Consider the following 22,600-nt stretch of genomic DNA (forward strand, 5'->3'; position numbering starts at 1 on the left):
AGGAATAGAAGTTCATGGCAAATTATAAAATTCATCCAAGCAGTGTTATCTCTCCAGACGTGCATATCGCCGACGACGTTGAAATCGGCCCTTACTGTTTGATTCAAGGCAAAGGCTTTATTGGCAAAGGCACATTCGTCGAAGGTCATGTGACACTGGGTTCCCGTCACGGCATCATCGAAATCGGCGAAAACAATCATTTCTGTCCCGGTGCTGTAATCGGAGGGGCTCCTCAGGACCTTTCCTACAAAGGTGAACCAACCAAATTGATTATCGGTAACAACAACACATTCCGTGAATTCTCCACCGCCAACCTTGCGACCAGCAAAGGTGACGGTAAAACAGAAGTCGGCAACAACGGTTACTTCATGGCTTACACGCACATCGGGCATGACTGCAAAGTCGGCAATAATGTGACCATTGCCAACAACTCCCACTTGGGTGGGCATTGTGAAGTCGAAGACGGTGTGACTATCGGGGGCGTTTGCGCCTTCAATCAGTTCACTAAAGTGGGTCGCGGTGCTTTCGTGGCCGGTTCTTCCATCGTGAACAAGGACATCCTGCCGTTCTGCCGTGCTCAAGGCACTTACGCGACAATCCGCGCGACCAACAAAATCGGTCTGGCGCGCAAAGGCTTCCCGCGTGAGGAAATCGCAAACGTGCACAAAGCCATCCGTATCATCATCATGGGTTCTCACACTGTGGAAGAAGGCATCGAACGCATTCTGAACGAATGCACGATGAGCCCGAATATCGAGTACTTCGTGAACTTCATTCGCTCTTCCAAACGCGGTATCGCCGTGGACAGAAGCCCTAAAGGATGGCAGGACGATGAGTAAGAAACTTCGTGGCGCGGTTGTCGGGGTTGGATACCTTGGCAACTTCCACGCCCAGAAATACAAAAACAATCCGAACGTGGAGCTGGTCGGGGTGTGTGATCACTTCCCGGCACAAGCCGATAAAATTGCAGCTCAGCTGGGGGTGAAAAGCTTCCACAAGCCGCAGGATCTTATCGGTGAAGTGGATCTGGTGACGATTGCTGCCAGCACGATGAGCCACTTTGAACTGGCAAAAATGTTTCTGGAAAATGGCATTCACGTCAACGTGGAAAAGCCGATCACAGCGACCGTGCCGCAAGCTGAAGAGCTGCTGGCGCTGGCTGCTAAAAAGAACCTGAAAGTGGCCGTGGGGCATATCGAAAGATTCAACCCCGCGATCAATGATCTGCAAAAGCATCTTAAAAATCCTAAATTTATCGAATTGAACCGCATGGCGCCTTATAACAAGCGCGGTTCCGATGTCAGCGTTTTGCACGATCTGATGATCCACGATATGGATCTTTTGTTCTGGCTGACAGGTTCTGAGATTGAATCCATGGTGGCTTCCGGGACCAAGCTGATCTCCAAACATCTGGATACAGCGTCGGCCTCTTTCAAAATGAAAAACGGTGTGCACGTGGTGATCAATGTCAGCCGCGTTTCACCGGTGGCACAACGATCCATTCGTGTGCTGCAGGATGATTGTACGCTGTTTGCTCAGACGGGCACTTTGGAAATTGAAAAAGTGGTTCCCGGCGCAGGCGGTGACGAGTTTATTTCCGCCAGCAAATGGTCTGTTGAAAAGGCCGATGCCCTGCAGAGGGAAACCGACGCTTTCATCGACTGTGTATTAAATGACAAACAACCTGTCGTCACAGGTCTTGACGGGTTGAAGGCCCTGAAAGCCATCGAAGACGTGCAGAGAATGATTGAGGGCTGATGGATCAGGTTCTGATTGTGGCGGCGGAAGCCTCCAGTGTGACCTATGCCCAAAGAATTCTGGAAGCCTGGAAAGCCCAGGGCCGCAAGGTTCATGCTTTCGGAGTGGGCAGCCAGGATATGGAAGACATCGGCTTTGAGCGCCTTGGCAAATCTGAAGAGATGGCCGTTGTGGGCGCAGCCGAAATCATCAGTGCTTATTCCCATCTGAAAAGTGTTTTTGACAACCTGGTGGCGGAAGCTGAAAAACGCCGTCCAAAGGTGGCCATTGTGATGGACTATCCGGAGTTCAACCTGATGCTGGCGAAAAAGCTGCACGCATTGGGTATTCCGGTTGTTTACTATATTTCTCCGCAGGTGTGGGCATGGCGCAAAGGCCGTGTGAAGACCATCAAGAAATACTGCAAAAAAGTATTCGTTCTATTCCCGTTTGAAGTGCCTTTCTATGAAGAGCACGGCGTACCGGTGGAATTCGTAGGGCATCCTCTTTTGGATGAATTGGACGAGCGTCTGATTGATGATCTGGCTTACCGCAAAACTCATCGCAACCAGTGCGGCATCCGTGACAACGAAATCGTGCTGGGTCTGATGCCGGGCAGTCGTCGTCTGGAAGTTAAACAGCATTTGGACATTCAGCTGGATGCGGCTCGTATTCTTTCCAAGAAGTTCCCAAATCTGAAAGTTTTGATTCTGACCGCGCCGACGTTCACCAAAGAATATATGCAGGACCGTCTGGAAAACTTCCGACTGCCTTATATGTTGTTGAAGGATGAGCCATTCAGAATGATTCATCTGGTGGACATGATGCTGGTGGCCTCAGGAACGGCGACCCTGCAGGTGGGCCTGCTGAAAAAACCAATGGTCATCATGTACAAAATGAAGTGGTTGACCGGTGTATTTGCGAAGCTCTTTGTTCGCGGGACCAAATATTTTGGTCTGGTGAATCTGATTCTGAACAAAGAAGCGGTGCCGGAATTGTTCCAAAGCGAAGTTACTGCCGAAAATTTGGCGGCAGAGCTGGAACGCTACGTTCTTGATAAAAAGTACCATGACTCGGTTGTTTCTGACCTGGGTCAGGTTCGTCAGTATCTTGGCGACAAAGGGGCCACCCAGCGTGTGGTGAAAGCCCTGGAAGAGTACTTCGTATAATGAGAGCTTATCTTCGTCCATTGTCATTCTTGTATGATCAGGTCGTGGGGGTGAAAAACAGCCTCTTCGACCGCGGTGTTATCGGCATCTATCAGGCGCCGGTGCCGGTGATCAGTATCGGAAATCTGACAGTGGGCGGGACGGGCAAGACACCAATCACGGATTATTGCCTGAAGGCCCTGGTGGCTGATGGCAAAAAAGTGGCGGTGATCAGTCGCTCTTACCGCGCGGATGCCGATTCGCCTTGTCTGGTGGATGTGGATCATCCGTTTGCCGCGCGCTATTTTGGTGACGAGCCGGTGTTACTGGCTCAGGCCAATCCCCAGGTGAAAGTGTACGTGGGCCCGAGCAAATGGCGCACAGCCCGCTATTCCACTGAAGTTCATAAATACGATGTTCTGATTGTGGATGATGGATTCCAGCACCGCCGCCTGCATCGTGATTTGAATATCGTTATTCTGGATGCGACCGAAAGCCTGTCGAACTATGAAGTTCTGCCGGAAGGTCGCGCCCGTGAATCGTGGGCGGGGATACAGCGTGCTGATGTTTTGATTCTGTCCAAATGCAATCTGGCGACAGAGGATTCTTTGAAAGCTCTGGAAGCCAAGCTTCCCAAAGACAAGGAAGTCCTTTATTTCGGTTACGAAATTCAGCAATGCCAGAATGTCAAAACCGGACAAGTTCTAAGTCGCAGCGAAATTCAGGGTAAAAAACTGTTCCTGGTTTCTGCTATTGCCAGACCCGATGTCTTTGAAAAAATGATGGGCGAAATCGGTGAGGTCTCAAAGCAAAGCCTGCACTATCGCGATCATCATCAATACACGGCTCAGGATGTGAAGAACATCACTGAGGCCTTCGAGCTTTCAGGGGCGGATATGCTGGTGACCACCGGCAAAGATGCCGTAAAGCTTCGTCATTTGTTCAACGACTCCTCCATCCTGTGGAGCACTGCTTTGGAAGTGGTTGAAGCAGGAAAGAAGGGACGCCTTCATGAGATTATTACTCAAGTTCTTCGTTAATCTGATGGTCTTTTTCAGTTCCCTGGTGCCGCGCCGTTGGTTGCGCAAATCCGGATCCTGGGTGGGATTTTTGTGGTTTGATGTCTTTGGTTTTCGCAAAAAAATCGTGCTGGATAATCTGAAGCTGGCCTTCCCGGAATGGACCGACAAACAAAGAAAAGCTGTCGGGCGCGAATCTGTTTACCAGTTGGGATACAACTTTGCTGAATTCTTTTTCATTCCGTCGGTAACGCCTGAGTGGATCGCCAAAAACGTGGTGTTTCACGGCTGGGAACACGTTGAAAACGCCCGTGCTGCCGGTAAGGGCATGTTCTTTCTGACATTGCATCTGGGGAACGGGGATTTGGCCTGCAACACGATTGTGCTGAACGGGCAGAGCGTGAATCTGATCACGAAAAGATTCAAAACGAAATGGTTTGATGATCTGTGGTTTTTCATTCGTGGTGCGAAGGGTGTTCAGTACATCGATGCGCACGCGCCCAATAACGCTTTTGAAATTTTAAAGGCCCTGAAAAAGAACTCGGCCGTGGTGTTTGTTCTGGATCAGTTCATGGGTCGCCCCTTCGGGATTGAGACGTCTTTCTTTGGGAAAAAGACAGGCACAGCCTATGGTCTAGCTCTGTTTGTGCAGAAAACCAAAGCACCTGTGCTTCCGATCTATACCTACGAGGGGAAAGATAAAAAACTTCATGTCGTTGTCGAGCCAGCGATGGACACGGCTTCATGTGTGACTGATGATAAAGACCAGACGACTCTGAACCTGACGCAAAGTTATTGTGACAAGTTGGAAGAGATCGTCAGAAAGCACCCCGAACAATGGATGTGGGTGCATCGACGTTGGAAGGATTTCCGGTGAATAAACTGCTTCTTGCTGCTTTCGTTTCATTGTTTTTGGTTTCTTGTTCAACTTCATTTTTGAAGTACGAGAAGGCCGATCAGATGAAAAAAAACGAAGAGTTCGAAGGAGCCGTGACGATTGTAAAGCCGCAAGCAGAGACCGCATCAGAAGGTGCGGCTGAAACGAGTGCGGCAGAGCAGACAGCGACGAAACCTGAAGCTGCCGGAAAGTCTGACAAATCAGCCACCAAGACGGGTGCCAAATCCACAGGCAAAACTTCCGCAAAACCGACTGAGAAAACCTCCACAAAAACCGCTGATAAAGCTGCGGTAAAATCCTCTGCTAAAACAGCAGCCGCTCCGGCGGCCAAAGCTCCGGCAAAGACCACGAAGTCTGCGGCCAAAACAGAAGCCGCTGCGGCAGAACCCGCAACCCGTCAGCCAGATATCGAAGATTCCGAAGGATTTAACGGACGTCGTCCGGTGAATGACCCGTTCCGCGTGGGTGAGGAAGTGGTGCATGACGTGCATTACTTCAAAGTCTCTGCCGGGGAGCTTCGCATGAAGGTGGAGCCTTTTGCCATGGTCAACAACCGCAAGTCCTATACTTTCGCGGTTGAAATCCGTACCAGCTCGCTGTTCAGCTCTTTCTATAGTGTTGAAGACCGTGTCGAGACCTTCGTGGATTATGAAGATCTTGTTCCTCGCGTGTTCCAGTTGCACGTGAAAGAATCAGGTCAGTTGCGTGAAGCCAAGATGCTCTTTGACGTCGAGAAAAACACGGCGACCTTCTGGGAAAAGAAGGTGACCAAGGATCACGGCGAAGAAGAAAAAAAGCAGAACTGGGAAATCCTGCCTTACACACAAAACGTGTACAGCGCGATTTACTATATGCGAAACTTCAAATGGGAAACGGGCAAAGAGTATTCCTTCCGCGTCGGGAACGACAATGAGAACCTGGTGTTTTCTGGTAAAGCCCTTCGCCGTGAAGTCCTGAACACCAAGCTGGGTCCGATGAAAGCCATTGTGGTTCAGCCCAAAATCACTCTTAAAGGCAAATTGAATCCAATCGGCGACAACTTCATTTGGTTGTCTGACGATGATCGCAAGTTCATCCTGCGTATTGAATCCAAAATTAAAATCGGCACTCTGGTTTCCGAAGTCGTTGAAATCAAACCGGGTCGCTGAAAATAGCGGCCCTTAAGCTGAACTATCTTTTGCGGTCGGCTTCGAGTCTTTGGGCGGCGAGAGTTTCGATTTCTTTGGCCAAGAATAAATTTTGAGACAGAACTTGATAGAAGTTGTTTTGCTGGATTTCCAGCAGAATGGTTTCTTGTTGGGTGGTCGCCGTCGCCGTTCTTTGACCGCCGCTCATTAGCAGCGAGATTTCGCCGAAGCAGGCCCCTTGGGCCATGACGTTGATGTTGCGGCCTTGTTGACTGATTACAACGCTTCCTTGGACTACGATGTAGCAGGTGTTGGCGGGTTGGCCTTCAGCGAACAGTCTTTGATGGGCTGGGGCTTTCACCAGGCGGCCCGAAAAGATCAAACTGTCCAGACAATCACCGGGTAAATTCTTAAACACGTTGGAAGACTGCAGGGCTTGTAAGATCCAGAAGCGCTGTTGCAGGCTTTGGGCCTTGTCGCTTTTGATCAGTTGATCGAACTCGGGTAAATGACGAACCCTCAGGATTTCACTGGGGGCCAGGGTGATGACGTCAGCGGTGCGCGGTTGATTCAGCAAAAACCCACTTTCGCCAAACAGTGCGCCGGAATTGAGGGCTGCCACCATTTGGCGTTGCTGATTTCCCAAAACACGGTAAATGCCGGCCTGACCTTTTAACAGAATGAAAAGATCACGGTCGTTCTTGCCGGATTGAATGACTTTGATGTTGGCAGGCACCTGAAAGCGTTCAGAACTTTGCATCAGATGCTTCGCCAGTGCCGGATCCAAAGAACGGAAGAAGGGCAGCTGCGATGGGTTTAGCGAGGCGGCTTGCTGGCCTTGTCCGCTCAAGTGTCCTTGTTCTTGCATGGTTTGTTGCGCACGATTGAAGTAAGCCTGAATATTGGGATTCTGCAAAAGGCCTTGTTGAATCAAAAACTCCAGCAAGGCTGAAAGTTCACGGAAGCTGACCAGCCATCCCTGTCCCAGAAAGAACTGCACCAGTCCTTCGATCGAACCGCCGTTTTTAAGCACGTCCATATACGAGTATTGCAGGGGATTCAGACGATAGCTTTTGCGGGAGGAAAGAACCATGAAGCTGCCGCCGTCAGCGGAAGGCTGCATTTGCAGGGCAGGAAGTTGCAGGGGTTCTTTCTCGATTCTCATTCGAGGGCTTATCGGAATATTTCGGCTTGCTTTCAACAATACAAAGGTCCTGAAATCCCGCTCTGGATCTGCGCCATCCGTGGGCAACTGACATAGAATAAAAGGATGGCTATGATCAACTGCAGACACTTTTCCGGTTACAAACCCTGCTCCAAAAATTCGGCGTGTGACGCTGCCTGCGCGCAAAAAGACGTGCCGACGAGTTCTGTGTTGATTGTTCATCTGGGTGCATTGGGCGCCGTGGTTCGCAGCACCAGTTTGCTGAAAGCCATCAAACGAAAATACCCGGGATCCATGATCACCTGGGTGACGGATGCGCCCGCACATCATCTTTTAAAAAATCATCCTGCCATTGACCGTGTTCTGACCACCAGCGAGGCGGACCTGTTGCAGCTGTCCACTTTGGAATTTGAAGTGGGCTTTGTCATTGATAAGTCCCTGAAGGCCTGTGGGGTGGTGAAGCGCACTCAAGTCGATCAGATCTATGGTTTCACTGTTCAGGGATCCAACGGAGCGATTGTGCCGGCGACGGACGCTGCTCAGGAACTGTGGGAACTGGGCTTGGACAATCATAAGAAATTCTTCGTCAACCAAAAGCCTGAAACACAGTTGATGATTGAAGCATTGGAGCTGGGTGAATATCAGCGCGACGACTATTGGCTGCCGCTGACTGAAAGCGAAGACCGGGAAGCTCGTCGTCGCAAAGACGCGTGGCTGGCTGAAAACGGCAAGTCGCTGGTGATCGGTCTTAACACCGGTTGCAGTCCGGTGATTCCCTATAAAAAACTGACGGTGGATTATCATCGTCTGCTGATCGAACGCATTCAGGCAAAATTTCCGTATGCGGAAATCGTGCTGCTGGGTGGGCCTGAAGACACCATTCGCAATGGTCTGATTCAGCAGGGTTATTCCGTGATTTCTTCGGAAACTGAATCCGGGCTTCGTGATGGTTTGATCAGCGTTGCGGCCTGTGACGTGATTGTGACCGGGGACAGTCTGGGAATGCACATGGCGATTTCGCAGAAAAAACAAGTGGTGGCCTGGTTTGGTCCGACCTGTGCTCATGAGATCGACATCTATGACAGGGGATTTAAGCTTTTGACAAAAAGCCCCTGCAGCCCGTGCTGGAAGAGGACTTGTGAAAAAGCCATTATGTGCTACGATCAGGTCTCGTTAGAGGAAGTTATCGATGCCCTTGAATCTTGTTGTGCAAACCGCCTTTCTGGGCGATCTACTGCTCTCAATCCCGCTCCTTAAAAAATGCCGGGCGTTGTGGCCTGACCACAAGTTGGGATTGGTTTGCCGTAAAGGGCTGGGCGACTTCTTCGTCAAAGCCGGTATCGTTGATCACGTCTATGAAATCGAAAAGGGCAGGAAAGACACCTATGCCCGTATTATCGAATCCCTGCGATCTGAAACTGTTGATCATTTGATTTCTCCGCATGAATCCATGCGCACGGTTTTGTTTTGCGCGCAGATTAAGGCCGCTCATAAAATCTCTTATAAAAACGCCTGGAACTTTCTGGCATTCCAAACCCGTGTAAAACGCGACGTGCGTCTGCCGGATGCGATGAGACAGCTCAGCCTTTTGGCGCCGTTTGATCCTGAATTGAAAAAGAACATCGAAGACTATGTCAGCCGCGCGAAACCTTATTTGCCGGCCGATCACGGTCATTTGCCAGCGCCGCCGGAATGGGCGTCCATGAGTCAGCGTGAAAAAGTGCTGGCACATTCTGAGTTGTTTCATCAGTTAAAATCCAAATTCAACCTTCAGGGGTTTGAAGACGGTAAAGCCGTTTTAATCTTCCCAGGCAGCGTGTGGGCAACCAAACGCTGGACGGAAGAGGGCTTTATCGGCGTTGGCAAGGCGCTCAAAGAACAAGGCTATGAAGTCTATGTGATGGGTGGCCCCGGCGAAGAAACCCTGTCAGAACGAGTGGCAGCGGGTATTCCGGGTTCGGTGTCCTTGGCTGGTAAAACCAAGATCATCGAGTCGGCCCAGTTGATTGCACGCGCAGCTTTGCTGGTCGGAAACGACAGTGCTTCCACGCATTTGGCAGCGGTGTGTGAAACACCGTTGATTGCGGTGTTTGGTCCAACGATTTTGGAATTTGGCTATCGCCCGTGGTCAGCACAGTCTTTTGTCGTCCAGAAAGAGGACCTGCGCTGTCGACCTTGCGGCAAGCATGGCCACAAGGTCTGTCCGATTAAAACCCATGTGTGTATGAAGGACATTCCCGCCGAGGAAGTCCTTCGTACGGCCGGGTTTATTCTTCGTTAGTGTATTCTTTCACATTGATACCGTACTTGCGGATCTTGCGCAGCAGGGTGTTCTTCGGAATATTCGCCTGGGCCACGGTCTGATTGATACGACCGTTGTTGGCTTTCAAAGCACTGACGATAAATTCCTTTTCCATCTCTTCTTTGAAGGCGTCAAAGTCCAGCGGGCCGGAATAACCAACACTCGCAGTTTTGTCAGCTCCGTCTTTCGGCGCAAGCTTAATGGAATCCGGCAGTGAATCCACCGTGATCTGGTGGCTGTTTTCCACGATGAAAGAGCGCTCGATGATGTTTTCAAGCTCCCGGATGTTTCCCGGCCAGCGATATGATTTCAGCATGTCCAAAGCTTCCGGAGTGATCGCGGTGATCTGACGGCCGTGTTGTTTCGAGAATTTTTTAATAAAGTTGCCAGCCAGCGCCTCGATGTCGTCAGAACGCTCACGCAAAGGCGGCAGGAAGATTGGCATCACGTTCAGGCGATAGAACAAGTCCTCGCGGAATTCGCCTTCTTCCATCATCTTTTCCAGGTTGCGGTTGGTGGCGGCAATAATACGGGTTGTGGTTTTGACTTCACGGTTGCTGCCCACCGGGGTGAACTTGCGCTCTTGCAGAACACGCAATAGTTTTACCTGCATGTCGGGGCGAAGCTCGCCGATTTCATCCAGGAACAAAGTTCCGTTGTTGGCCAGCTGGAATTTGCCGATTTTACGTTCCACAGCACCAGTGAAGGCCCCTTTTTCGTGGCCGAACAATTCACTTTCCATCAGGCTTTCAGGGATCGCCCCGCAGTTGATGGCAACAAAGGCTCCGGATTTTCTAGGGGAGTTGAAGTGAATCGCGCGGGCGACCAGTTCTTTGCCGGTTCCGTTTTCACCACGCACCAGAACCGTCGTGTCGACTTTGCACAGACGGTAGATCAGGTTGAAGACCTCTTTCATTTTGGAAGAGCCACCTACGATCTCGGATTCAATATCGTCGTCGAACACGGGATTGGACATCGCCAAAGATGAAATCAGATCGCGCGCCTCAAGGCTTTTACGCACGATTTCGGCCAGTTGCTGTGGTTGAACTGGTTTTTCAACATAGTCGTAAGCGCCTTCTTTGATCGCCACAACGGCGTCATGAAGGTTTGAGTGTGCCGTCATCAAAACGACGAAGGTGCGAGGATCGTGTTCCTTGATTGCGGTCAACGCTTCAAGGCCGTTCATTTCCGGCATCTTCACGTCCATCAGAACCAGATCCCACTGCTGAAGTTTCACCTTGTCCAGGGCCTCTTTGCCTGTGGCGGCCTCTTCGATGGTGAATTCAATTTCGGGCATGGTGGATTTCAGGATCGAAATCACCGAACGGCGCAGTTCGGCCTCGTCATCAACAATCAGTGTGTGGAGCTTATTGATCATACTAACACCTCGTCTTCTTCAGCATCCAGCGGCAGGGTGAAGGCAACAGTGGTCCCAAGGCCCACTTTACTTTCCATCGTCACTTTGCCGCCATGGAGTTCAATAAAATATTTAACCAGATAAAGCCCAAGGCCGGTTCCCTTGGTGCGCAGATCCTGATCGGAACCGCGCGTGAATTTGCCCCAGACCTTTTCCATGTCCTCGGGCTTGATCCCTTCTCCGGTGTCCTTGACCAGGACATGCACGAACTCTTCGGATTCGTGCGAGATCACTTCGATCTGACCGCCTGCGGGCGTGTACTTGATCGCATTTTCAATCAGATTGATCACAACCTCTTTCAAAAGGGTGGTGTCAAACTCGACAGAGAACATTGGTTCCAGAGCCGTGTGAATCTGGATGCCTCGTTCCCGGGCCAGTGGGCGCAGGTGCTGCAGGGCCTCTTCGATGATCTCGTTGATGTCGGCGACCTCTTTGTTGATTTTGAAGTCACGGGACTCGACACGCAGAACCTTCAGGATGGACTGGATATAACGATTCAGTTCATCACTGAACAGGCGCAGGGATTTTAGATCCTGTCCCAATTCAGTTTCCTGCGCATGCTGGGTCATCAGGCGGTCGACGATGGCCTGAATCTTCGCAATCGGGGTTTTCAGGTCATGGGAAATCAGACTGACGAAGTTGTTTTTCAATTGCTCCAGCTGCGCCAGATATTCCTGCTCTTGTTGCAGGTGGAAGTTCTGGCGTTCAATCTTGGTGGCCTGATAACCGATGAAGATGATCCAGCTTGTTCCCAGCAACACGAAAGGCGAAAACGCCGGGGACCAGAAATAGAATGTGTCAAAGACCCAGGCTGACAACGCCGCCAGCAACGTCCCGATCCAAAGAATAAAGAACAGCGCCACGGACTGCGGATAGGTGGTGATTACAAAGACCGCCATCAGCATCAGTACAAAGAACCCGGCGGCATACCAGACAAAGCTTAAACGTTTGATCCACTTGTCACCCAAAACGGTGTCGGTGATATGAGCCAGAATTTCCGTGCGCGACAAAGTCCCCATCGGGGTCATGTAAACGGGCGCGGAAGAAGTCTCTGCACCGATCAGGATGATCTTGTCGGTGAAGGCATTGGCGGGAAGCTCGTCATAAATGATTTCGCTTAAAGAGTATTGTTTAAACACGCGGGCCGAGCCGCGATAGTTGATCGCCAGTCCCGCCAGTTGGGTCGGGAACTTCTTACCCGTGATTTTTTCCACCAGGTGAGGCATCTCGGCACGTTGCGGGAACACGCGACGGACCACTCCGTCTTCGTCTCGGCGCAATTCATTGCTGCCCAGATTGTTGTGGTCGCGGTTGGTAAAGACCGGGGTCAGGATGCGTTCCAGGGAATTGGTGGTCGAGGCCCACACGATACGTGGATCCAGGAAGATGCGCTGATCTTCCGGAGTCATGCGAACGGTGCCGACGTTGTCGCCAAAGTACAGGGTCACACCGACAGATTGTGGATTCTGGCGCAGGATACGCAACAGCAGTTCAGACCACAGGGGTTTGTTCCAGAAGAAGCTGTCGGTGATGTCGGTGACTTCGCTCATGTTGTCGAGGAAGTTTGTCCGGGCATCATAGATCATCGCAAAATCGGATTGTTTGATGGTGATCAGAACGATCTGCGGGGAGGTCTTTTGGTCTCCGCGCAGTTGGAAGCGCTGGTCGTAAGACGTGATTTCATCGTTGGATAAAGCCAGGCATCCGATAAGCCAGCACAAAAGGCAACGCAGCCAAAAACCCCGGCGACGGGAGAAGAAACGAAGCAGGACTTCGAGTCGGTATAAGAGATGAGGAATGAGGCCCTTTTGCACGCGTCGCAACATAGCAAATTTATTGAAAAATTCAACGATTAAAAGCTCTTACCGGGAGGCGTAGAAACAGGTATATTGAAAAATATGCAGGTTTATCAAGGTGCCAAACATCTGAGCGCTCCCTTGGCGGCTTCTGTCGTCACTATAGGGAATTTTGACGGGGTCCATCTGGGCCACCAGCAGCTCATAGAGAATGTCGTGCGTGAGGCTCAGTATTTCGGGGTCCCGTCGGTTGTGTATACTTTCCATCCTCACCCCGTGAAGGTTCTTCACCCTGAAAGGGCCACCTATCGCCTTTTTGACCTGAAAGACCAGCAGGAACAGTTTGAAAAACGCGGGATTGAAAACGTCATTATCGAGGAGTTCACCCGGGATTTTGCCAAGGTCACCCCGCAGGAGTTTTTGGACAATTATGTGCTGAAGCAGCTTAATCCCAAAACCCTGGTGGTGGGGCATGATTTCAACTTTGGTGCTGACCGCGCCGGAAATATTCCATTTCTGGAAAAGTACTGCGCCGAAAAAGGCATTCGTCTGATCATTATTCCTCCATTCCAGTTCGAAGGCTCGGTGGTGTCGTCCACGCGCATTCGTGAAAACCTGAAAAACGGCGAAGTGCAGAAGGCCAACGATCTTTTGGCGCGCACTTACTATTTGCGTGGTCACGTGGAAAAAGGCTTTCAGCGTGGGCGCACGATTGGTGTGCCGACGGCCAATGTTCATCCGGATGTCGAGTTTATTCCGCGTCAGGGCGTGTACTGCACGCTGACTAAAATCGGGGCGCATCTGCATCCTTCAATCACCAATATCGGTGTGAATCCGACCTTCCAGGAAAGTGGCAGGGGCCCGGTGAAAATTGAAACTCATCTGTTTGATTTTGATGCCCAGCTTTATGGCATCGAGGTTGAAGTGTATCTGCTGAAATTCCTGCGCGACGAAAAGAAGTTCTCGGGGATTGAAGAGCTGAAAAATCAGATTCAAAACGACATGGCTGAAGCCAGAAAGTATTTTGATGAGCATCCTCATTCGTGAGATCCGTGCTGATGGCACGCCCGGACAGTTCATGCGTTTTATGCAGGCCCTTGCTGGTGAAAAAGGCTGGGACTGGCAATTTGAAACAGTGACTGAATTTTCCCGCGAGGTTTTTCAGGGTGCGGCCGCTGTTAAAGTGGCGTCCGCCTTGTCTGCTGAAATTCTGCCGCAAATGAAAGTGCTGCCCACGCAAGTGCGTGCGGTGCAGGTTCTGGATACTTTCTTTCCGGAAGATGGCTCCTGGTATCCTCGCGTGTTGCTGCACGAGGCTTTGCGCATGGTTTTGGTGGCGGAAGCCCGGGATCTGGATATTCGCGCACCGGCCTTTGTGATCGGTCACAGTGAGGAAGCTCGTGTCGTGGCCTCGGTTCTGGCATTGATGGGGATTTCGGATATTTATCTGGTCGGGGAATCAGCCGGGCTGGAAGAGCACCAGCAGGCCTTGATGCGGTCCCATCTGGGGATCCATTTTCATATTCTGCCCATTGATGAACTGACGATGCAGGCGGTGAGTGCCGGTATCGTGGTGAACACGGTGGATTTGTCAGGGCAGCAGGCGCTGCTGACGGATCTGTCTTATTTCAATTATATGAAGGGCACTGGTTACGCCCTGGACCTCAACTTGTTGTCGCTGCAAAATCTTTTGCTGGAAGAAGCCGAAAAGGCTGAACTGCGCGTGCTGCATCCGGTGCTGGTTGCGGAAGCACTGACTCGTCTGTGGTTGGAACGTCTGCGTCCGGAGCATAATTTAAGTCACGAGGATATTCGCGAAAGCTGGACCCGCTTTTTGAAACAAAACTCATCCTCGGTCTAGTTACAAAAAATGGCACCCTGGAGTAAAGTTAGTCCAGGGGAGTCCTAATGTCTTCACTCAAAATCGGGGAAATTCTAGTTAAGCAAGGTTTGCTCAAGCCTGATCAATTGGCATTGGCCATGGAAGAGCAGAAAAAAACCGGGCAGCGGCTGACGAATTCCATCATTCAACTCGGGTACTTAAAAGACAATCAGATCCTTCGCGCTGTTGAAAAACACTTCGCGGTTCCGGGGGTCGAGGTCAACACGTTTGAAATCGATGCAACCGTCATTGCAATGATTCCCAAAGATGTGTGCGAGAAAAACACATTGATCCCTCTGCAGAAAGCCGGGAACACCCTGGTTGTAGCGTTTGCGGATCCCTCTAATATTATAGTCAAAGAAGATTTGCGTTTCATCACTCGTTGCCGCATCCAGGCGGTAGTGGGGACGGAAAGTGCCATCATGTCCGGTATTGAAAAATACTATGGCGGCAGTATCAGCACCAAGTCTTTGAACACCATGGGCGTGGGTGATGAGGATGACTTTATCCTCAGTGCCGGTCCAGCGACGGAAGTCATCGATCAGGATGGCGGGTCGGAAGACGCGCCGATCATCAAGTTCGTGAACTCGATCCTGGCCGATGCGATTCGTAAGAAAGTGTCTGATATCCACTTTGAACCTTACGAGAAAAAATACCGTGTGCGTTTCCGTATCGACGGTAACCTGGTGGAGGCGACCGCGCCTCCGGCAGGGACGGCGGCAGCGATTGCATCTCGTATTAAAATTATGTCCAAGCTGGATATCGCTGAAAAACGCCGTCCGCAGGATGGTCGTTTGAAAGTGCGAACCAAAGCCAAAGAGATGGATTTCCGTGTCAGCGTTCTGCCGACTCTTTGGGGTGAAAAAGTTGTTTTGCGTCTTTTGGATAAATCGAATTTGCAGCTGGACATGACCAAGCTGGGTTTTGAAGAGGACGATTTGAAAATCTTTAAATCCACCATCAATCTGCCGCAAGGGATGGTTCTGATCACGGGCCCGACGGGTTCGGGTAAAACGACAACGATTTATTCCGCCTTGGCGGAACTGAATCAGCCGGATGTGAATATCTCCACCGCGGAAGATCCAGTGGAGTTCAACCTGGAAGGTATCAATCAGGTTCAGATGAATCCGGATATCGACCTGAATTTTTCCAGCGCTTTGAAATCCTTCCTGCGTCAGGATCCGGATGTCGTGATGGTGGGGGAGATTCGTGACCTTGAAACTGCCGAGATCGCCTTTAAAGCGGCCTCCACGGGTCACTTGGTCGTAAGCACCCTGCACACCAACGATGCACCGGGAACGGTCATTCGTCTGACCGAAATGGGTGTGGCTCCGTATATTATCACTTCGACGGTAAATCTGATCGTGGCTCAGCGTCTGGTCGGTAAAGTCTGCGAATCCTGCAAAGCGCCGGTGGAAGTGCCAGCACAGACCCTGATGAACCTGGGCGTGCCTCAGGCTGAAATCGGAGACTACAAACTGATGCGTGGAAAAGGTTGCGCCAATTGCAACAACACCGGCATCAAAGGCCGTCTGGCGATTTACGAATTGCTGGCAATGACCGAGAAAATGAAAGAGGCCATCTTGAAAGGTGCCTCGACCGGTCAGCTTCGCTTCCTGGCCCGTGAACAGGGGATGAGAACCCTGCGCCGAAGTGCGCTGTTAAAGTTAAAACGTGGCGTAACAACTATTGAAGAAGTGCTCAACGCATCAGTGAAGGACACCTAATGAGTCTGACCGAGCTCCTTTTGCAGGCCAAAGCCAAAAAAGCGGAAGAATTTTTGTTTGTTGTCGGCAGTGAGCCGCGTGCTCGTCTGGCCTCGGGCTGGACAAGTCTGCGCACGTCACCTGCGTTGATGACGGAGTGGAATCTTTTGCAGCAAAGCCTGCTCAGCACCCAGCAAAAAGCGGTGCTTGAAACCACGGGTGTGGTTCAGGGGGAAGCGGCGCTGGATACATTGCGCATTGGTTTTTCCTTCTTCCAGCAGGACAGCACCATGAAAGCTGTTTTGGACATGGATCTTGACGGTGGAAAGCAGGAGGTGGCACTGCCGCCTTCTTTGCTGGAAGCGTGTCTGCGCATGAAGGGCTTGGTGCTGTTGTCCGGTCCGGGTGAAGCCGGGCAGGTGTGGGCACTGCACAGAATTCTGCAGAAAATCTCTGATGAAAAATCGTTCCTGGGTGTGGTGTTCTCGCGCAAGGCGTTCCCGCAGGTGCGTGAATCCAAATCCTGTTATTTGTATCACACGGGTGAATTTGCGCGCCCGGAAGAAAAAGAAAGTCTGATGGCGGGTGTGGACATGGTGGTCTATGACGGCTTCCATGACGAAGATTCTTTGCTTGAAGCCCTTTCTTTGGCCGAGCAGGGTGTGTTTGTGATTTATTCCATGAAAGCGCCCTCTGTGACGAATGCCCTTCGTCGTGCGCTGTCCACATTGGGTGATCGCTTTGGTGAACACGGGGCGCCTCGTCTGGCGGAAGTGCTGACGATGGCTTCCGGTCAGTATCCGGTGGCGGGCCTGAGCGGCGAAAAGGTTTTCGCCCATGAGGTGCTTTTGATGAAACCTCAGGTGCGTGGTCTGATTGAAGATCAGGATCTGAAGTCTTTGGAAAATCTTTTGACTCAGGCTCCGGAAAATTCCGGCATCCTGACTTTGAATCAGTCTTTGTTGCAGCATCTGATCCGTCGTCGTGTGGATTTGAAAACCGCGTTTGAAGTGTCCCGCGACCCGGACAACCTTGATCAGCTTCTTAAGAAGGTAGGTATCTAAGATGGCAAAATTCCAGTATCAGGCCAAGAATGCCTCTGGCCAAATGGTTCAGGGCGAGATCGAAGCGGCTTCCCAGCAGGAGGCCATCATCCGTCTGCGTGCCCAGCAGCTTTTGCCGGTTCGAGTGGTGGCCTTTGGTGCTTCACGTGCTTCTGCGGGGAAAACTCCGAGTTTGTTTGCTCCGACCGTAAAGGGTAAAGACCTGCAGATTTTCACCCGTCAGTTTGCAACTTTGATCAACGCCGGTATCCCGGTGGTGGATTCTTTGAAAATCCTTTCAGAAGGTTTGCGCCCGGGTCTTTTGAAGGAAGCTTCTGCCCAGGTAAAAACCTCGATCGAGGGCGGTCGTCGTCTGGCCGATTCCATGGCGCAGGTTCCAAACGTATTTGATAAATTGTATGTGAATATGATCCAGGCGGGCGAAGAAGCCGGTATCCTTGACGGGATCCTGCAGCGTCTTGCGAGCTATATGGAAAAATCCGAGAAAATCAAAGCCCAGGTAAAAGGGGCCCTGGTTTATCCGATGGTCATCATCTGCGTGGCGATGATTGTCATCGCCGGTATTCTGGTTTTCATTATTCCGAAGTTCATGGAGTTCTTCGCCGGATCCGGTAAAGAGCCACCAATGCTGACGTTGATGGTGGTGAACCTCAGTAACTCGATGATCAACAACTGGTATCTTTACCTGGGTGCGATGGTGATCGGGCCGATGGCCCTGATGCAGTGGCTGAAAACAGATGGCGGTAAAGACGCCTTTGACCGTTTCATCATGAAAGCACCGGTGTTCGGTGAAGTGGTGCAAAAATCCGCGATCGCGCGTTTGACACGTACATTGTCGACGCTGCTTTCTTCGGGTGTGGGCCTGATTGAAGCGATTGAGATTTCTGCAAAGACCGCGGGTAACGTGGTGATTGAGCAGTCTTTGCTTCGTTGCAAAGAGTCAGTGACTGCGGGTCGTACTTTTGCTTCTCCGTTGGCGAAGGAAAAAGCTTTCCCTGAGATGGTGGTTCAGATGATCTCTATCGGGGAACAATCCGGTACGATGGATATCATGTTGGGTAAAATTGCAGACTTCTATGAAGATGAAGTTGAAACAGCAGTTAAAGCGATGACCTCTTTGCTGGAGCCACTATTGATGGTTGTTCTGGGTGGTATCATCGCGGTTCTGGTTGTGGCGATGTATCTTCCGATCTTCAACATGGCGGATGTGGTTCAATAGATGCGTTTAAGTTTTGCTTTGCAGAACAGTAAAAATCAGGGGCTGACGGTGGAATTTACCCGCGTCAGCCTTTTTGCGTTGATTTTGCTGATCAGTGCGGTTTCCAGTGTGTTTCAGGAAGGTTTCATCAACTGGCAGATTCTGGGTCCGTTTTACGCGATCCTGAGTGTGGCCTTTGGCGCCCATGTGTTGTGGTTCTCGACGTGGGACCGGCTGCTGCAGAAACCGTGGCTTTTGTTCGCGGGCTTCGTTGTTGATTCCCTGCTGATTTCTTTTTTGATTTATTATTCCGGGATCAATCAGTCCCTGTTCTTGTTCCTGCACCTGGTGAATATCCTGCTGGCGGGAATTGCCTGTCGTGGTGTGGGGGCGGTGACGCTGGCCCTGTTCACGAGCATCTTCTTTACGGTGGCAGCGCTGTTCTCGCCGGAAATGAAGGCGTTGAACTTCTTCTTCCTGCTGGCTTTGAATAACATCGCGTTTTTCTCGGTCGCGGGGCTGTCTGGATACCTGAGTGAGCAGTTGCAATCCGTCGGGAAAGAGCTTTCCGAAACGGGTGCAAGTCTTCGTTCTGCTCAGGAATTGAATGAAGTGCTGGTCGAAAATATTCCGACGGGGATGGTGTCCTTTACTGAATCCGGAGAGGTGGTGAAAGCCAACTCTTCTGCGGCCGAAATTCTGGGTTATTCTGATCTGTCCACTTTGAACTGGTATGAGCTGTTCCCGGAAACGCGCCGATCTGAAGGGCTGTTCAAGGGCGATGTGAAGTACACGCCCAGGAACGATGCCAATGCGAAGATTCTGGGTATGACTTTGTCAAAGATCTATAGTCCCGAATTGAAAGCGCATTTGTCCATCGGGCTTTTTGATGATCTGACAAAGATTCGCCAGCTTGAATATGCTGCCAGACAGAATGAAAAGCTCGCAGCCGTGGGTGGTTTGGCGGCGGGGATTGCCCATGAAATCCGCAATCCATTGGCGGGTATCAGTGGCAGTATCGAGCTTTTAAGTCAGACGGTGAACAATGACGATGACCGCAAGCTGATGAAAATCGTTTTGCGTGAAATCGACCGTTTGAACAACCTGATCACTGAATTCCTGGATTACGCACGCCCGGAAGTTCCACCGACAGATGCCGTGGACCTTTCCGCGTTGCTGACAGAAGTTCTGGATTCGATGAAACTCAATGCCCAGGTCCGTGCCGACACTGAACAGGTGCGTGAGTTTGAACCAGGTCTGCAAATCCTGGGTCGCCGGGACAAGTTGAAGCAGGCTTTCCTGAACATCATCATCAATTCCTATCAGGCTATGAATGATTCTCAGAAACCGCAGATTGCGGTGAAAGCTCTGGTCACTGACAAAGAGGTGCGCGTGCGCATTCGCGATGCCGGCTGTGGCATGAGTGAGGCAACTCGCAAGAAGATGTTTGAACCTTTCCATACGACCAAACCCAAGGGCACAGGCCTTGGTCTAGCTGTGACTCATAAGATTTTAGAGGGTCACGGGGCGCAGGTGTTCGTGGAAAGTGAAGTGGGCGTAGGTACTGAGTTTATTTTGACTTTCCCCAGAGCACACTGAGAGAATAGTTTTTAACACAAGGACGTGGGAGCACATAAATGAAGTCGAGAATTCTTGTTGTCGATGACGAAGAATCAATACGCGAGTTTTTAGAGATCATGCTGAAAAAAGAAGGGTATGAAATCACTTTGGCTGAAGACGGCCAAAAGGCGAAAGACCTTCTTGCGAAGAAAACATTTGATATGATCATCTCAGACTTGCAGATGCCCCATGTGACGGGGATCGAGCTTCTGAAGCACGTCAAAGAATCCTATCCAGACACTGTCTTCATGCTGATCACAGCATTCGGTACAACCGAAACTGCGGTGGAAGCGATGAAGATGGGTGCGTATGACTATCTGACAAAACCATTCAAAATTGATGAAGTTCGTCTGAACATCCAGAACGCACTTCGTTCCCGCAATTTGGAAGTGGAAAACAGATCCTTGAAAAAGGAACTGGTAAAAGAATACTCCTTCCAGAACATGGTGGGGAATTCCCAGGCTATGCATGCGATCTACGATATGGTGAAGCGTGTCTCCCAGACGCCAACCAACGTTCTGATCACAGGGGAATCCGGTACAGGTAAAGAGGTTGTTGCCAAAGCCATTCACTATAACGGTCCGTTGAAAGACCGTCCGTTCGTAACGGTGAACTGCGGTGCCATCCCTGAAAATCTGATGGAATCAGAAATGTTCGGTCACAAAAAAGGCTCTTTCACCGGTGCGGTGGCTGATAAAGCGGGTCTTTTTGAAGTGGCTGACGGCGGTACCTTGTTCTTGGATGAGGTCGGTGAATTGCCACTGACGATTCAGGTAAAACTTCTTCGTGCGATTCAAGAGCGTGTGATCCGCCGCGTGGGTGCGACGGAAGACATGAAGGTGGATGTGCGTATCATCGCCGCTACCAACCGCAACCTGGAAGACATGGTTCAAAAGGGCGGCTTCCGTCAGGATTTGTTCTATCGTCTGAATGTTATCAATATCAAAACGCCGGGCCTTCGTGAGCGTCGTGATGATATCCCGCTGTTAGCGAATCATTTCCTGAAAAAGTACAATGAGCGTCTGAACAAAAACATCGGCGCGATCAGTGCTGATGCAATGGAAATCCTGAAAAAGTACGACTATCCAGGGAACGTGCGTGAGCTTGAAAATATGATCGAGCGCACTGTGGCTTTGGAAGGCGGCGCAACGATTCTTCCAGAATCTTTGCCACCAATGGTGAACACTTCTTCCGGTCGCAAGATGGCTTCCTCCAATGAAATCGAAATCGGTGACGATGGCGTTGATTTGGACAAGGTGATGGGTCAGATCGAAAAAGAGCTTTTGATCAAAGCCATCCATTCTGCCGGCGGTGTGAAGAAAAGAGCTGCAAAGCTGCTTCATATCTCTTTCAGATCAATGCGATATCGCATTGAAAAATATAATCTAGGCGTAGTCGGCGACGACGAGTTGGACGACGAATAAAAGGTGCCTGGTTGTTTTTTCTGGCTATACAGTGTCAAACGAGAGGGAAGCGAAAGCTTCCCTCTTTTCATTCGAGAAACCGTCGTCAAAGGTCCTGTCTAACTGAAATCGAAAACGATTATCAAGTTTGATTATTCTCAATACGTTTTCATTTGTTGCTTTGGCTGCCCGATTCTGCAATCATTCGGGGGGTGGAGGTCTTATGACTAAAGAAAACAAAAAAGTAGTAGATCTTTTGAATGAAATTATCGAGATGGAGATCTCTGGCGTTGTTCGTTACTTGCACTATGCATTGATGGTGAAAGGTCCGAACCGCATTCCAATCGTTAAATGGTTCCATGAGCAGGCTAACGAAGGTTACCAGCACGCGTCCCTGATGGGCGAAAAAGTGACAGCTTTGGGCGGTCACCCAACTTTGCGTGTGTCGGCGGTTCCGGAAACTAAAACTCACAAGGTTTTGGACATTTTGAAAGAAAGCCTAGAGTTCGAACAAGCTGCTTTGGCGAAGTACAAAGGCGTACTGAAACACTGTGGTGATGACGTTGCGTTGGAAGAACTGATCCGCTCAATGGTGCGTATGGAAACAGAGCACATTGAAGAAGTGGTTAAAATGCTGGACACCACTCACTAGAGTGATCTGACATTCAGAATTGAAAAAGCCCGCGGTGATGCGGGCTTTTTTTTTAGACCTAGCGGCAGTTCAGATTGTGAACCAGGTCGCTGGCATAAGAATAGACCATGTCGTATTCGCCGTCGAACTCTGGGCGCTGGAACATCAACGAAGCCACCAGATCCGTGACCTTCTGAGTGTCACGCAGTTCAGGCAGGCTGATGTCTGCAACCCGGAACGTGTTCGTCATTTGCCCTGTCAGTTTGTACTTTTTGTTGCCCGGAGCTTTGCTGACCAGGTCATCGTATTTGTGAGGCTTTTTGTCCCCCAGCGTGACTTCGGCATCATCACCATCCTGAACGATCTTCAGGGTGTGAGTGCTGGATGCAGAATCACACTGAGTGATTGTGACAAACGAAGCATTCGCGCTCAGTGCGGAAAAAACGATGGCAAAGGAAAGGGTCAGCTTCCACATGGTAAGGCCTCC

General features: G+C 50.6%; 20 protein-coding genes. 16 read left to right on the plus strand and 4 right to left on the minus strand.

Going from position 1 to position 22,600, the window contains the following annotated elements; all coding sequences use genetic code 11:
• Positions 1-14 precede the first annotated feature (14 nt).
• The 6 genes from lpxA to BDT_RS07525 are packed head-to-tail and all read left to right on the plus strand — an operon-like array spanning position 15 to position 5,950.
• The gene (gene lpxA, locus BDT_RS07500; protein WP_015090638.1) at positions 15-839 is read left to right on the plus strand and encodes an acyl-ACP--UDP-N-acetylglucosamine O-acyltransferase; all 825 of its coding nucleotides are present in this window, start codon (positions 15-17) and stop codon (positions 837-839) included.
• Positions 832-1,758 (plus strand): Gfo/Idh/MocA family protein, encoded by a 927-nt coding sequence (locus BDT_RS07505; RefSeq protein ID WP_015090639.1) that lies wholly within the window; start codon positions 832-834, stop codon positions 1,756-1,758. Before lpxA ends, BDT_RS07505 begins: the two co-directional genes overlap by 8 nt.
• On the plus strand, positions 1,758-2,906 hold the full coding sequence (gene lpxB / locus BDT_RS07510) for a lipid-A-disaccharide synthase (protein WP_015090640.1): 1,149 nt from the start codon (positions 1,758-1,760) through the stop codon (positions 2,904-2,906). The genes BDT_RS07505 and lpxB overlap by 1 nt, the downstream gene beginning before the upstream one ends.
• A complete protein-coding gene (gene lpxK, locus BDT_RS07515) occupies positions 2,906-3,925 on the plus strand; it encodes a tetraacyldisaccharide 4'-kinase (RefSeq protein ID WP_015090641.1) in 1,020 nt (339 codons plus the stop codon). The genes lpxB and lpxK overlap by 1 nt, the downstream gene beginning before the upstream one ends.
• Positions 3,897-4,781, plus strand: a complete 885-nt coding sequence (locus BDT_RS07520; protein ID WP_041577372.1) for a lysophospholipid acyltransferase family protein — start codon at positions 3,897-3,899, stop codon at positions 4,779-4,781. Before lpxK ends, BDT_RS07520 begins: the two co-directional genes overlap by 29 nt.
• On the plus strand, positions 4,778-5,950 hold the full coding sequence (locus BDT_RS07525; RefSeq protein ID WP_235046300.1) for a DUF3108 domain-containing protein: 1,173 nt from the start codon (positions 4,778-4,780) through the stop codon (positions 5,948-5,950). Before BDT_RS07520 ends, BDT_RS07525 begins: the two co-directional genes overlap by 4 nt.
• 22 nt (positions 5,951-5,972) lie before the next feature.
• On the opposite strand, the gene BDT_RS19075 is transcribed toward BDT_RS07525, so the two are convergent.
• On the minus strand, positions 5,973-7,094 hold the full coding sequence (locus tag BDT_RS19075; protein WP_015090644.1) for a cyclic nucleotide-binding domain-containing protein: 1,122 nt from the start codon (positions 7,092-7,094) through the stop codon (positions 5,973-5,975).
• Positions 7,095-7,205: 111 nt separating this feature from the next.
• Here BDT_RS19075 and BDT_RS07535 point away from each other — a divergent pair, with 111 nt between their 5' ends.
• Together BDT_RS07535 and BDT_RS07540 are read left to right on the plus strand one after the other, a co-directional pair.
• Complete coding sequence (locus BDT_RS07535) at positions 7,206-8,351, plus strand: glycosyltransferase family 9 protein (protein WP_080602357.1); 1,146 nt, start codon at positions 7,206-7,208, stop codon at positions 8,349-8,351.
• A 37-nt stretch (positions 8,352-8,388) separates the two neighbouring features.
• Positions 8,389-9,375: a glycosyltransferase family 9 protein gene (locus tag BDT_RS07540; protein ID WP_235046301.1), complete on the plus strand. Its 987-nt coding sequence runs from the start codon at positions 8,389-8,391 to the stop codon at positions 9,373-9,375.
• Here the strand turns inward: BDT_RS07540 and BDT_RS07545 are convergent.
• Complete coding sequence (locus tag BDT_RS07545) at positions 9,362-10,774, minus strand: sigma-54-dependent transcriptional regulator (protein ID WP_015090647.1); 1,413 nt, start codon at positions 10,772-10,774, stop codon at positions 9,362-9,364. The genes BDT_RS07540 and BDT_RS07545 overlap by 14 nt on opposite strands.
• On the minus strand, positions 10,771-12,534 hold the full coding sequence (locus tag BDT_RS07550; RefSeq protein WP_015090648.1) for a sensor histidine kinase: 1,764 nt from the start codon (positions 12,532-12,534) through the stop codon (positions 10,771-10,773). Before BDT_RS07550 ends, BDT_RS07545 begins: the two co-directional genes overlap by 4 nt.
• A gap of 177 nt (positions 12,535-12,711) precedes the next feature.
• On the opposite strand from BDT_RS07550, the gene BDT_RS07555 reads away from it, so the two are divergent.
• From BDT_RS07555 to BDT_RS07590, 8 genes are all read left to right on the plus strand, one after another.
• Positions 12,712-13,656, plus strand: a complete 945-nt coding sequence (locus BDT_RS07555; RefSeq protein WP_080602359.1) for a bifunctional riboflavin kinase/FAD synthetase — start codon at positions 12,712-12,714, stop codon at positions 13,654-13,656.
• A complete protein-coding gene (locus tag BDT_RS07560) occupies positions 13,637-14,470 on the plus strand; it encodes a hypothetical protein (RefSeq protein WP_015090651.1) in 834 nt (277 codons plus the stop codon). The genes BDT_RS07555 and BDT_RS07560 overlap by 20 nt, the downstream gene beginning before the upstream one ends.
• A gap of 47 nt (positions 14,471-14,517) precedes the next feature.
• Positions 14,518-16,218: a type IV-A pilus assembly ATPase PilB gene (gene pilB / locus BDT_RS07565; RefSeq protein ID WP_015090652.1), complete on the plus strand. Its 1,701-nt coding sequence runs from the start codon at positions 14,518-14,520 to the stop codon at positions 16,216-16,218.
• Positions 16,218-17,261 (plus strand): pilT, twitching motility protein PilT, encoded by a 1,044-nt coding sequence (locus BDT_RS07570; RefSeq protein WP_015090653.1) that lies wholly within the window; start codon positions 16,218-16,220, stop codon positions 17,259-17,261. The genes pilB and BDT_RS07570 overlap by 1 nt, the downstream gene beginning before the upstream one ends.
• A 1-nt stretch (position 17,262) precedes the next feature.
• The gene (locus BDT_RS07575) at positions 17,263-18,480 is read left to right on the plus strand and encodes a type II secretion system F family protein (protein WP_015090654.1); all 1,218 of its coding nucleotides are present in this window, start codon (positions 17,263-17,265) and stop codon (positions 18,478-18,480) included.
• The gene (locus BDT_RS07580; RefSeq protein ID WP_015090655.1) at positions 18,481-20,058 is read left to right on the plus strand and encodes a two-component system sensor histidine kinase NtrB; all 1,578 of its coding nucleotides are present in this window, start codon (positions 18,481-18,483) and stop codon (positions 20,056-20,058) included. It begins immediately after the preceding gene.
• Between the two features lie 38 nt (positions 20,059-20,096).
• Positions 20,097-21,503, plus strand: coding sequence for a sigma-54-dependent transcriptional regulator (locus tag BDT_RS07585; RefSeq protein ID WP_041577376.1), 1,407 nt, complete (start codon positions 20,097-20,099; stop codon positions 21,501-21,503).
• A gap of 202 nt (positions 21,504-21,705) precedes the next feature.
• Entirely contained in the window at positions 21,706-22,134 is a 429-nt protein-coding gene (locus BDT_RS07590; protein WP_015090657.1) for a ferritin-like domain-containing protein, read from the plus strand.
• Between the two features lie 58 nt (positions 22,135-22,192).
• Here the strand turns inward: BDT_RS07590 and BDT_RS07595 are convergent, their stop codons facing one another.
• Positions 22,193-22,588 carry a hypothetical protein gene (locus BDT_RS07595; RefSeq protein WP_015090658.1) on the minus strand — a complete coding sequence of 132 codons (396 nt, stop codon included), beginning with the start codon at positions 22,586-22,588 and terminating at the stop codon, positions 22,193-22,195.
• Positions 22,589-22,600 lie beyond the last annotated feature (12 nt).

Origin of the sequence: Bdellovibrio bacteriovorus str. Tiberius (assembly GCF_000317895.1) — a bacterium.
GTDB classification, from domain to species: domain Bacteria; phylum Bdellovibrionota; class Bdellovibrionia; order Bdellovibrionales; family Bdellovibrionaceae; genus Bdellovibrio; species Bdellovibrio bacteriovorus_F.